Genomic DNA, 13,124 nt, shown 5'->3' with positions numbered 1-13,124 from the left:
TGTTTTTATGGTTCATTTCGGCCGAGTGTCAACAGCGATGGTCACCCCCTTTGACAGCAAAGGGAACATCGACTTTCCAAAAACGTCGATGTTAATTGAACATTTGCTTAACCATGGTAGTGATTCTCTTTTAGTTGCTGGTACTACTGGCGAATCGCCGACACTAACAACAGAGGAAAAATTGGCCTTATTCGAATATATAGTAAAAACGGTTGATGGGAGAGTTCCTGTCATTGCTGGAACAGGTAGTAATAATACGTATGCTTCTATAGAGTTAACAAAAAAGGCAGAAGAAATCGGCGTTGACGCGATTATGCTAGTGGCTCCATATTATAATAAAACCAATCAAAGAGGGCTATATGAGCATTTTTCAGCAATTGCCCAGTCAACTCATTTGCCTATCATGATCTACAATATTCCAGGGCGATCTGTTGTGAATATTGAGCCTGATACAATTATTGAATTAGCAAAAATCGATAATGTTATTGCTGCGAAAGAAGCGAGTGGTAATCTTGAGGCGATGGCTCAGATTATTGCTAAAACAAAAGAAGATTTTCTTTTATATAGCGGAGATGATAGTTTAACCTTACCAGTTATGTCCATTGGCGGCTGTGGAGTCGTCTCGGTTGCCAGTCATGTCATTGGTTCAGAGATGCAACAGATGATTCAATCGTATGAACGAGGAGAAGTTGCCGAGGCAGCTCAGCTTCATAGAGACCTCTTACCAATCATGCGAGGATTATTTGCAGCCCCAAGTCCTGTTCCGGTTAAAACCGCTCTACAATTACTAGGATTTGATGTCGGGTCAGTTCGCCTTCCACTTGTTCCCTTAACAGGTGATGAGCGCGTTACATTAAATGAATTATTACTAACCATTAAATAATCAATAAAAGCGTAAGACGCCCTATCGGCAACAAACAATGACATTATATACTACTTATTTACAAGCTAGAATGTTATAAATTACAACATAGTAATACAAAGGACTGTTTCCATAATAGAATTTAGCCCTTCTTATATGTAGGATAGAGAATTGTCTCTAATCTATAGAGTGTTCTTCAGCAAAGGGCTAAACTCTTGGAGACAGTCCTTTTCTATGATGAAAAGGATTAAATAACATACTATAGTCGAAGATAGAATAAAAAACATTACCAATGTAAATCCGACTTTATTCATACGAATTCCCATACTTACGATCTTAAAAAAATGGACAAGTGTTTGCGATATCCTATTTCAAAAAATCAATAAGGTTGTACAGGCTATGGACATTCAAGTATAATGAAGCTACTGATGAAGATCGGAAATAAATGGTAGGAGGAAAAGATTTTGGTAAAAACAAAAAATGAAGTCATCAAAGTCATACCATTGGGGGGAGTAGGAGAGGTCGGCAAAAATATGTATGCCATCGAAATAGATGCAGACATCTTTATTATTGATGCCGGTCTTATGTTCCCGGAAAATGAAATGTTAGGGATCGATATTGTCATACCTGACATTACATGGCTTGTTGAACAGAAGGAACGGATTGAGGCGATATTTTTAACACATGGTCATGAAGATGCGATCGGAGCATTACCATATATTTTTCAGAAATTAAAAGTTCCCGTTTATGGAGCAAAATTAACGATTGCGCTAGCAAAAGAAAAAATGAAAGAACAAAATGTGAAAACAGAAGGCTATTTTCATACGATCAAATCAAGCTCTCGCTTAAGATTTGATTGTGTGAACGTTACTTTCTTCCATACAACTCACAGTATTCCGGACTCTCTAGGAGTTTGCATCCATACCTCTGAAGGAAAAATCGTCCATACAGGGGATTTTAAATTTGATCAAGCTGCCACTGAATTATATCGTTCGGAAATGGGGAAAATGGCAAATATTGGAGAATCAGGTGTCTTATGTCTATTATCGGATAGTACAGAAGCTGAGCGACCTGGATTTGCTATTTCAGAATCGGTTACAGGTAGAGAAATTTCCGATGCTTTCCATGGAGCTAAAGGAAGAGTGATAGTAGCTTGCTTTGCATCAAATTTTATTAGAATTCAGCAAGCCCTTGACGCGGCATTTGAAAACAATCGTAAAGTCGTAGTAGTTGGGAAAAGTATCGAAAAAAGCTTTGAACTCGCATTAAAAATGGGGTATATTTCGGTGAAAGACCCTGAAAATATTATCCCTATTCAAGATATAGAGAAATTCAAAGATCATGAAGTGGCAATTATTTTTACTGGTGTTATGGGTGAACCTATTGAAGCACTACAAAAAATGGCACGACAAAACCATAAGAAAATTAATGTAAAAAAGGGTGACACAGTGCTCATTACAGCTACTCCATCACCGGCACTTGAGACTAGTATGTTTAAAACAATTGATATGTTAAGTCGGGCAGGAGCAACGGTAGGCTCATCGAATCGAAAGAGCTATGTTTCTGGGCATGGAAGTCAAGAAGACTTAAAGCTGATGTTGAATTTAATGAAGCCGAAATATTTTATTCCTATTCAGGGTGAATATCGAATGCTATATTCCCATGCCAAATTGGCTGAAGAGGTCGCTATACCGAAAGATCACATTTTCATCCCTGGAAAAGGGGATGTAATTGAATATAAAAACGGGAAAATGTCCGCAGGTAAACGCGTTCAATCAGGAAATGTTTTAATTGATGGAATTGGTGTAGGGGATGTCGGGAACATTGTATTGCGGGATCGAAAACTATTGTCTCAGGATGGTATTTTTATCATTGTCGTTACCGTTAATAAGAAAAGTAAGAAAATAGCATCAGGCCCAGAAATTATTTCAAGAGGCTTTGTTTATGTACGTGAATCTGAAAAATTGCTTGACGAAGCTTCAAAAATCGTCCGAGGAATTGCGGAAGAGGCCATTGCAGAAAATACATTTGACTGGGCGAGTTTCAAGCAAGATATTAGAGACCGCTTAAATCATTTTCTCTACGAACACACGAAACGTAGACCAATGATCCTCCCAATTATTATGGAGGTATAGAACAAAAGCGCAAGCGCCTTGATCAGCCCCGACAAGCAAATGTTCCTGAACCTAGGAAGGGGCTTTTTCCCTTCATAGGTTCAGGGTTATTTGACCTCGAGGGGCTAGGCGCTGGAGCTGGATGTCAAACCGCAACGCAAACAGTTATCCACAAGCGACAATTTTATAATTTCCTTAACAAGAACAAAAGCGCAAGCGCCCGTTTAGCGACGTATAAGGTTGAAAGCTACTCCTAAAAAATGGGGTGGCTTTTTTTTATGGCAATTGTTTTTCTTCACTTTTCTCTCTGAATGAAAAAGTCTTCTCCGCTCATACTATAGATATTAATTGTTCGAGTAAGGGAGGATATTATGAGCCAATCCTATAGAGCCAATGCACAATCTGAACAAGAACCAAATCGTCAAAATGAGGAAAAGGAAGAAGGAGTTATTGAGAAGATTCAGCAACTAGGTCAAACAAAAGTCCCTGAACTATCTCAAGACAGTAATATTCATTGTTTAACGATTATTGGTCAAATTGAGGGGCACATGCAGTTGCCACCGCAAAATAAAACGACAAAATATGAACACATCATTCCTCAATTAGTCGCAATTGAACAAAATCCAAAAATCGAAGGGCTGCTTGTTGTTTTAAATACAGTCGGTGGCGATGTAGAGGCAGGACTTGCGATCTCAGAAATGATTGCGACGATTTCGAAACCAACTGTTTCAATTGTATTAGGCGGGGGACATTCAATCGGAGTACCTATTGCTGTTTCATGTGACTATTCGTATATAGCAGAAAGTGCAACAATGACCATTCATCCCATTCGCTTAACCGGACTTGTCATTGGTGTGCCCCAGTCATTTGAATACATGGATAAAATGCAAGAACGCGTCGTTAAATTCGTCACGAAGCATTCCGATATTTCAGAAGAAGTGTTCAAAGATTTAATGTTTGCCAAAGGGAATCTTACAAGAGATATTGGAACAAATGTGATCGGGGAAGATGCTGTGCAAACAGGTTTAATTGATGATGTTGGAGGGATTGGGAATGCTATTCAAAAGCTTCGCCAACTTATAACATCTAAACAAAATACCGTACCTGATGGAGATTTGATCCAATGATTATTCATACAATTGTCCCACTGGAACTTATTTTTCAAGGATCAGAGCAAGAGTTCGCAGGTCAACAAATGATAACAAGAAATGGCATTCCATTGCTCGTAGAGCAGGATGATAAGATGTACAAAGTAGTGCGAATAATGAGTAGTAATCCCGATGATTATTTGAGAAGCGATTTGTACCCTGGTGCCCTCATTTCACTTTATGATAACTGATTGTCATAGGAGCTGTCCAAAGCGGTTGTTTGGAAGCTCCTCTTTTTTCATCCCTTTAAAAATAGGGGAGATTATCCAAATATGGTATAATATACACATTGAAAATGGAGTCACTCATTCTGCATTGAAATGATCAACAGACTATTTTTATTATATTGGGCAAGGTGATGGTATGGCAAAAAATAAACGTAAAAACCGGAAACGCTCGAAAAAAAAGATGCAAGAAATTTTAAAGTTTGAAATTACAGGAATTATATTGCTCGCATTAAGTTTGATTATTATCGTAACAGGTGACAAGCTTTTTCCTATGAATTATCCTTTTTATTTTCTATTTGGAGAATGGCATATTGTGGGGCCGCTAGGAATTATTGGGATTGCAGGTTATATGATTATTAAAAGAGAAAGACCTCCCCTTATTAACTATCGTCTCTTTGGCATGTATATTATCATTGCCTGCTTTTTACTTTTATCGCATATTAAATTCTTTGATTTAAAAATTGAGAGTGGAAAAATTCAAGGAGTTAGTGTGATTGCCAATACATTTCATGACTTTTTTCAGATCGTAAAAGGAAATACTTCAACTAAGGAATTTGGCGGGGGAATGCTTGGAGCTATAGTAACTTCTGTTACATACTTTGTGTTTGGATCTTTAGGAACAAAAATTTTAAGCTTCTTTCTTATGATTATCGGTCTTATGTTAATTACTGGGAAATCAATCGGAGAAGTCGTTGCCAAGATCGGACAAAAATTAGTAGAGTTTACCAAAAAACAGTGGGAACAATTTAAATTAGATGTGAAAGAATGGAGGGAAGAGCAGAGAAAGAAGAAAGAAGAAAAACAAATGGAGGATTTGAATAAGAACGAAGAGAATATTACAGAGGTAGATCAAAAAGAAAGTGTAATGGTCCAAGCACATGATGAACTTGATGGTAATCCAGAACCAATTATCTCAAGTTTTACGGAACGGGCATATCAGGAAATAGATCCGTTAGAGGAAGAGCAGAATGAAGAAGAAATCGAAGGGACAGCAGATGAAGAAGTAGTCCCGCCAATGGCTTTTACAGAGCTTGAAAATATGGATTATCAACTTCCATCTATTCAGCTGTTAAGAAGACCAAAAGCAACGGATCAAACCAATGAATATCAATTAATTCATACGAATGCATCAAAGCTCGAAAAAACGTTTCAAAGCTTCGGGGTAAAAGCAAGAGTAGCACAAGTTCATCTTGGTCCAGCTGTAACGAAATATGAAGTTCATCCTGAGGCCGGTGTAAAAGTAAGCCGAATTGTTAGTCTTAGTGATGATATTGCTCTAGCTTTAGCTGCTAAGGATATTCGGATGGAAGCCCCTATTCCTGGAAAATCAGCAATTGGGATTGAAGTTCCCAACTCAGAAGTTGCAATGGTATCTCTCCGTGAAGTATTGGAATCCAAAGAGAATGAGCGACCAGAAGCGAAACTGCAAATTGGTTTAGGACGAGATATTACAGGACAAGCGGTAGTGGCCGAATTAAATAAAATGCCTCATATGCTTGTTGCTGGTGCTACTGGAAGCGGGAAGAGTGTTTGTATTAATGGCATTATTACAAGTATTTTAATGAGGGCGAAACCTCATGAAGTGAAGATGATGATGATTGACCCGAAAATGGTTGAGTTAAATGTTTATAATGGTGTCCCTCATTTACTTGCTCCTGTGGTAACGGATCCTAAAAAAGCGGCTCAGGCACTTATGAAAGTGGTAAATGAGATGGAAAGAAGGTATGAGCTATTTTCACACACAGGGACGAGAAATATCGGTGGTTATAATGACTATATCATCAAAGCAAATGCGGAAAATGATGAAAAGCAACCATTATTACCTTATATCGTCGTTATTGTCGATGAATTAGCAGATTTAATGATGGTAGCATCGAATGATGTAGAAGATGCCATCACTAGACTTGCGCAAATGGCTAGGGCTGCTGGAATCCATCTTATTATTGCGACTCAAAGACCATCTGTTGATGTCATTACAGGTGTGATAAAAGCTAATATTCCGTCTAGAATTGCGTTTGCAGTATCATCGGCAACAGATTCCCGGACCATTCTAGATTCAGGAGGAGCGGAAAAATTATTAGGACGAGGAGATATGCTGTTCTTACCAGTAGGAGCTAGCAAACCAGTGAGAATTCAAGGAGCTTTTTTGTCAGATCAAGAAGTTGAAGAAGTGGTTGAATATGTGATCGGTCAACAAAAGGCTCAATATCAAGAAGAAATGATCCCAGATGACACCCCTGAAATTGTGGAAGATGTAGCAGATGATCTTTATGAGGAAGCGGTGCAATTAATAGCGGACATGCAAACAGCCTCTGTATCTATGCTTCAACGTCGATTTAGAATTGGTTATACGAGAGCGGCAAGATTAATCGATGAAATGGAGATGCGAGGAATTGTAGGTCCTTATGAGGGTAGTAAACCACGGACAGTGCTAATTCCTAAAGGCAATATGGAAGAGCATTCCTCTTAGAAAAGCGGAAGCGTCTGTTCAGCGACGTACAAATTTAAAGGCTTCTGACGAGATAAAGGAAACACAGCGAAGGATGAGCCGATGTTGACTTATCGTTGGAAGAAGTCGTAAATTTGCTAGTCGCTAGGTGCTGTAGCTGGACAAAGAAAAGTGAAAGACGATGTCGTCTAGATACGACAAGGCTATTTAGTAGTCCATCGGTTGTTGCGACGCTCTGTCACAACAACGATGGACTCGCATTCTACGAGCTTTTTGCTCTGCCGCCTATCGTTAGACAAAAATCATCTGCCGGATTAGCTGCTTATTCGCATATTTCATGTTCAATAACATAAAATAAAGTGCAGCATTCTAGTCTCTTGATGTATTTTACCATAAAAGTATTATGTAAAGTTAATTATCTATAAATGGAGGTTTAGCAATGGAATTTGAAAAAGAACATATTGTAAAAATGAACGGTTTTACTCTACATATGATACAGACAGAGAAATATAAAACAAATACAATTGTTTGGAAAATGAAGGCCCCTCTTCAAAAAGAAACCGCGACATTAAGAGCGTTATTACCATTAGTCATGCAAAGTAGCACAAAGAAATATGCTACTTCTGGTGCGTTACGCTCCTATTTGGATGAACTTTATGGGGCATCATTTTATGCAGATACGAGTAAAAAAGGAGAAGAAAACATCATTAGTTTTACATTAGAGATCGCCAATGAGAAGTATTTGCAAGATAAAACTCCTCTTTTGCATAAGGGCGTTGATTTTTTAACTGAAGTGTTGCTTCATCCTAATGTCGCGAATGACCGATTCGATGAAAAAACAATGAAGAAGGAAAAAAGAGGATTGAAAGAAAGGATTCATTCTCTTTATGATGATAAAATGCGTTATGCAACAGTCCGCTTGGTAGAGGAAATGTGTAAAAATGAGCCTTATGCGATTCAACCAACTGGTGAGCTTGATGAAATCGATGCAATCACCGGGGAAAGCCTTTACGAATACTATCAGCGAGCTTTTAATGAGGATCAAATTGATTTATATATTATTGGCGATATTGAGGTATCAGAAGTCCAGAATCTATTTTCAGTATTGTCCCTTTCTGATCGGGGCATGAAACAAAAAAATAGACCGGCTACAAAGGAAGTCGGTGAACTAACAGTTGTTAAAGAACATCAGGACTTAAATCAAGGTAAATTAAATATAGGCTGTCGCACAAACATTCTACTTGGAGATCAAGAATACTATGCTTTACAGATGTTTAATGGTATTTTTGGAGGATTTGCTCACTCTAAACTATTTATTAATGTGCGGGAAAAAGAAAGCCTTGCTTATTATGCCGCAAGTCGAATTGAAAGTCATAAAGGTTTATTAATGATCATGTCCGGAATTGAAAATCAAAATTATGATAAAGCCGTTTCCATCATTAAGGAGCAGCTGGACTTGATGCGATTAGGAGAATTTACAGAAAAGGAAATTGAGCAAACAAAGGCTGTTATTAGAAATGAACTTTTAGAAACACTTGATTCAGCTAAAGGTTTTATAGAAGTTCTTTATAATAATTATGTTGGAGATGAAAAGATTACGTTAGCAAATTGGCTTGAAAGAATCCAAGCTGTTTCGAAAGAAGAAATCATTGAAGTGGCCGAGAAGATTGAAATGGATACCATTTACTTTTTGGCTGGAACGGAAGGTGAGTAAAAAATGAATAAAGTTGAATTTACTCAAATAAATGAGATATTGTACCGTGAAAAATTGGAGAATGGCTTGGATGTTTATATACTGCCTAAGCCTGGGTTTAATAAAACCTATGTGACATTCACGACAAAATATGGTTCCATTGATGATCATTTCAAACCACTGAATCAAACTGAATTTAAACGTGTTCCCGATGGGATCGCTCATTTTCTCGAGCATAAGATGTTTGAGAAAGAGGATGGAGATACTTTTCAAACATTTAGTAAACAAGGGGCATCAGCCAATGCCTTTACATCCTTTGATCGAACTGCCTACTTATTTTCAAGTACAGATCATGTCAAACTTAATTTAAAGACATTATTAGATATGGTACAAAAACCATATTTCACTGAAAAGACGGTCGAAAAGGAAAAAGGGATTATTGGCCAAGAAATTATGATGTATGATGATAATCCTGATTGGAGAGCTTATTTCGGAACAATTGAGAATATGTACCATCATCATCCTGTGAAAATAGATATTGCTGGGACGGTTGAATCGATTGCGCCGATCACGGCTGAGTTACTCTATGACTGTTATGAGACTTTTTATCATCCGAGTAATATGATGTTATTCATTACGGGCCCACTTGATCCGACAGACATCATGACATTCATCCGTGACGATCAAGCGGCAAAGCAATACCAAGCAGCACCACAGATTGAGCGGATTTTTGAAGAAGAGCCAGAAACAGTCGCGCAAAAAATGCAAGTACTAGAAATGAATGTACAGACACCTAAATGCTTTGTGGGAGTAAAAGCGACAAAAATTGGCCAATCAGGTGAAGAAATGTTAAGGAACGAATTATCCTTATCCCTTTTCATGGATATATTGTTTAGCAAAAGCTCTGATTTGTATGAAGAATTATATACGAGCGAATTAATTGATGATACTTTTCAATATGAATATTCACAAGAACAGAGCTATGGTTTTGCGGTGATTGGAGGAAATACAAAAAAACCTGAAGAGCTCGCAAATAAGATAAATAGCATTTTATTAGAGGCAAAAACAGGGAAATATATTACTGAAGAAGCGTTAGAAAGAACGAAGAAAAAAAGAATTGGCCGATTTCTTCGCTCATTAAATTCACAAGAGTACATTGCGAATCAATTCACAAGATTTATTTTTAATGAAATGAATTTATTCGACGTTGTTCCTGTACTTGAGACATTGACGATTCAAGATGTTTTAGCAGCCGCGAAGGACTTGATTGAGGAAAGCCGGATGACGGTTTGCCAGGTTGTGCCAAAACAATAAGTGTGGATTTTTACATCCAGCTCCAGCGCCTAGCCCCGAGAGGCTCGCAGGATGCGAGTCCATCGGCGTTGCGACGTACAGGATGTACTAGTGCAGACGAAGCGACAGGACGTCGCGTTTGAGTCTGCCGCCAGGACGTGGCGTCCTTAGCCGATGTTCCAAGAAATACCTGAGCCAATAAAAGTCAAAACCAGAATTTTCTTTGTCTCAGAAATTTTGCTTGTCGCCGATAGGCGGGCGCCTTGCGCTTTTGTTATTGCCCGGACGAAATGCTGCCGGGCATTTTTATTTAAAAAATGTGAGGGGAAGTAGAATGAAGAAATATGCTTTAATCACTGGTGCGAGTGGTGGGATTGGTTCAGCGGTAGCAGAGGACCTTGCTAATGAAGGTTGGAACCTTTATTTACATTATCATAAAAATAAGGAAGCTCTATTTCAATTAATTCATCAGTTAAGCCCATATGGAATAGAATGTATCCCGATTTGTGCCGATTTATCAACAAGAGAAGGAGCGAACCATCTTATTGATCATATTTTTCAGATTGATGCTTTGATTTACTCCTCTGGCAGTGCTCCATATGGTCTTTTTTCTGATTTAGCTGAAGTGGAAATGGACAAAATGTTACAGCTTCATATAAAAAGTCCAATGATGCTGGTTCAATCTTTATTATCAAGTTTAAGGCAACGTCCATCTGCTCGAATTGTCCTTATTAGTTCCATATGGGGACAAACAGGAGCAGCTTGTGAAGTCCTGTACTCGACCGTTAAAGGGGCACAAATCGCGTTCGTTAAATCGTTAAGCAAAGAAACAGCGAGCTCTAGTTTACGTATTAATTGTGTAGCTCCCGGAGCGGTCAAAACCAATATGTTAGCACCATTTGATGCACAAGAATTAGAAGAACTCGAATCCGCTATTCCGCTTGGATATATAGCTGAACCGAAGGATATTTCTGGCGCCGTTTCTTTCTTATTATCGGAAAGAGCCTCCTATATAACTGGACAGGTTTTAGCAGTAAATGGCGGATGGTATACATGATCTCCATAGAATAATGTGATTTTCACTTGTACATAATAAATGTGAAGCTGTTCAATTAAAGGAGGATATGCTATGTCAGTTCTTAATAATTGGGATCAATGGAAAAACTTTTTGGGTGACCAGCTTGATGGTGCACAAGAACAAGGAATGTCCGGAAAAGTTATTGATAAAATGGCCCATCATGTCGGAGATTATTTAGCCAATCATGTCGACCCAAAAAATGAGCAACAAAGAGTTTTATCTGATCTTTGGTCTGTTGCTTCAGAGGAAGAACAAGATGCCATTGCGAGTGTAATGGTAAAGCTTGTAGAAAATAATAGCTCTAAATAAAAGGTGAACAACAAATTGACTGTGTTCTAAAGAGGTTTCTTTTACGGAAAAAGGAAATGAAACCTCTTTAGGCTCAGTCTTTTTTTCATTTAATTCACATATGTTTCTCTTTCAAATTACATGATAATCCGCTATTATATATACTAGATATCTTTACGAACTTAGTTTGACTGAGGAGTGGGTCGCAGTGGATCGGAAAGAATGGTACTTTGAATATGAAATTGCAATTGATCGACCTGGTCTATTAGGAGATATCTCTTCTTTATTAGGGATGCTCTCGATTAATATCGTTAGCATTAATGGGGTAGATAGTGGAAGACGCGGCCTTTTAATACGTGCTAGTAATGAAGTGCAAATAAAACGATTAGAATCAATTTTAGATACAGTTGATACAATTAAAGTGACTAAGATGAGAGAACCAAAGCTTCGTGATCGTCTAGCTGTTAGGCATGGTCGTTATATTCAGAGAGATATGGATGATAAAAAGACTTTTCGCTTTGTTCGGGATGAATTGGGACTCCTTGTTGATTTTATGGCTGAATTATTTAAACAAGATGGACATAAACTAATTGGGATTAGAGGAATGCCACGGGTAGGAAAAACGGAATCAGTGGTAGCCTCGAGTGTTTGTGCAAATAAAAAATGGCTTTTTGTTTCATCTACTTTATTAAAACAGACGATACGTAAAGAATTAATCAAGGATGAATACGATGCCGATAATATTTTTATTATCGATGGGATTGTTTCTAGAAAGCGGGCAGATGAAAGACATTTGCAGCTTGTCCGAGAAATTATGTGCCTCCCTGCTGTTAAAGTAATCGAACATCCTGATATTTTTGTACAGCATTCTGAGTATTCGATTGAAGATTTTGATTATATTATTGAGCTTAGAAATACACATGAAGAAAAAATTACATACGAAGTAGTAGCGAAAAACAGTCTTTTTAGTGAACCTGAGTTTGGATTTGATTTCTAGGATAGGCAGGTGTTGGCATTGTCAGATTTAGGTAACAGACTGCGAATGGCGCGAGAGGAAAAAAGTCTCACATTGGATGAACTGCAAGCTATTACAAGAATACAGAAACGGTATTTGTCTGCGATTGAAGAGGGGAATTTTAAAGTGATGCCTGGGAAGTTTTATACCCGAGCATTTATTAAGCAATATGCTGAGGCTGTTGATCTTGAGCCTGAGGTGCTGTTTGATGAATATAAAAATGAGATCCCAGTCGCTTATGATGATAATGTACCTGGAAACTTAACACGCGTACAATCGAGGGATTCCGTCTCACGTAAAACGTCAAAGATTATGGAGTTTTTTCCTAAAATTCTAATGGCCATTTTCTTTATCGCCATTGTGGTTTTAATTTGGTATTTGGTAACTAATTTTCTTATTTCTAATGATAAAGATCCAGTAGATAATCAAAATGCAGGGGTTAATATTACCGAATCAGATGATGTCTCTCCATCTGATTCCAGTGAAGATGATGAGGAAGATCAGTCAGGTTCGGATGAACAAGATGATGCAGTGGATACGGATAAGCAATCGGAGGAAAGTGAAGAAGAGGAAGAACAAAAAATCACAATGGAAGGAGTGTCAGGAAGCACAACAACTTATGAGGTTACCAATGCTGATAAGTATGAAGTGATGGTGAAAGCAACGGATTCTGGAGAAGCGTGGATTAAAGTGACGAATAATGGCGATAAAGAGTTTGCATCTAAAAAAATAGCCAATGGGGAAAGCGAAACATATGATTTCTCAGATGATTCAGAGGCTTACATCCGGACGGGAAGAGCGGCGGAGACTGAAATTTATATAAATGATGAGAAACTAGAATTGGAAAGCGATGCGACTGTCCAAAATATCGTTATAAAATTCAATAAAGAATCATAACTTTTCCCGCCGCTTGTCGGCGGTTATTTTTACCGAGCTTAAAATGAGTTAAGCTTTTGA

General features: G+C 38.0%; 11 protein-coding genes. All 11 read left to right on the top strand.

Annotated elements, in window-relative coordinates; all coding sequences use genetic code 11:
- Positions 1 to 7 precede the first annotated feature (7 nt).
- The 11 genes from dapA to IPU53_RS08555 all read left to right on the top strand — a co-directional run bounded on the left by dapA (position 8) and on the right by IPU53_RS08555 (position 13,064).
- Positions 8 to 883 carry a 4-hydroxy-tetrahydrodipicolinate synthase gene (dapA, locus tag IPU53_RS08605; protein ID WP_207449840.1) on the top strand — a complete coding sequence of 292 codons (876 nt, stop codon included), beginning with the start codon at positions 8 to 10 and terminating at the stop codon, positions 881 to 883.
- 443 nt (positions 884 to 1,326) lie between these two features.
- Positions 1,327 to 2,997, top strand: a complete 1,671-nt coding sequence (locus tag IPU53_RS08600; RefSeq protein WP_207449838.1) for a ribonuclease J — start codon at positions 1,327 to 1,329, stop codon at positions 2,995 to 2,997.
- A 350-nt stretch (positions 2,998 to 3,347) separates the two neighbouring features.
- Positions 3,348 to 4,103 carry a ClpP family protease gene (locus IPU53_RS08595; protein ID WP_207449836.1) on the top strand — a complete coding sequence of 252 codons (756 nt, stop codon included), beginning with the start codon at positions 3,348 to 3,350 and terminating at the stop codon, positions 4,101 to 4,103.
- The gene (locus tag IPU53_RS08590; protein ID WP_207449834.1) at positions 4,100 to 4,315 is read left to right on the top strand and encodes a YlzJ-like family protein; all 216 of its coding nucleotides are present in this window, start codon (positions 4,100 to 4,102) and stop codon (positions 4,313 to 4,315) included. The genes IPU53_RS08595 and IPU53_RS08590 overlap by 4 nt, the downstream gene beginning before the upstream one ends.
- 172 nt (positions 4,316 to 4,487) lie before the next feature.
- Positions 4,488 to 6,821 carry an FtsK/SpoIIIE family DNA translocase gene (locus IPU53_RS08585; protein WP_207449832.1) on the top strand — a complete coding sequence of 778 codons (2,334 nt, stop codon included), beginning with the start codon at positions 4,488 to 4,490 and terminating at the stop codon, positions 6,819 to 6,821.
- 418 nt (positions 6,822 to 7,239) lie between these two features.
- Entirely contained in the window at positions 7,240 to 8,514 is a 1,275-nt protein-coding gene (yfmF, locus tag IPU53_RS08580; RefSeq protein WP_207449830.1) for an EF-P 5-aminopentanol modification-associated protein YfmF, read from the top strand.
- A 3-nt stretch (positions 8,515 to 8,517) separates the two neighbouring features.
- Positions 8,518 to 9,807 (top strand): EF-P 5-aminopentanol modification-associated protein YfmH, encoded by a 1,290-nt coding sequence (gene yfmH, locus IPU53_RS08575; RefSeq protein WP_207449828.1) that lies wholly within the window; start codon positions 8,518 to 8,520, stop codon positions 9,805 to 9,807.
- 313 nt (positions 9,808 to 10,120) lie between these two features.
- Positions 10,121 to 10,843 (top strand): elongation factor P 5-aminopentanone reductase, encoded by a 723-nt coding sequence (ymfI, locus tag IPU53_RS08570; protein WP_207449826.1) that lies wholly within the window; start codon positions 10,121 to 10,123, stop codon positions 10,841 to 10,843.
- Positions 10,844 to 10,915: 72 nt separating this feature from the next.
- A complete protein-coding gene (locus tag IPU53_RS08565; protein WP_207449824.1) occupies positions 10,916 to 11,173 on the top strand; it encodes a DUF3243 domain-containing protein in 258 nt (85 codons plus the stop codon).
- A gap of 187 nt (positions 11,174 to 11,360) precedes the next feature.
- A complete protein-coding gene (locus IPU53_RS08560; RefSeq protein ID WP_207449822.1) occupies positions 11,361 to 12,149 on the top strand; it encodes a DUF3388 domain-containing protein in 789 nt (262 codons plus the stop codon).
- 18 nt (positions 12,150 to 12,167) lie between these two features.
- Positions 12,168 to 13,064: a helix-turn-helix domain-containing protein gene (locus IPU53_RS08555; protein ID WP_207449820.1), complete on the top strand. Its 897-nt coding sequence runs from the start codon at positions 12,168 to 12,170 to the stop codon at positions 13,062 to 13,064.
- Positions 13,065 to 13,124: the final 60 nt, after the last annotated feature.

Source organism: Bacillus sp. SD088 (assembly GCF_017355205.1).
Lineage (GTDB): Bacteria > Bacillota > Bacilli > Bacillales > Bacillaceae_C > Lederbergia.
The sequence above is the reverse complement of the archived record's forward strand: the minus strand, read 5'-3'. Positions and strand labels throughout refer to the sequence as shown.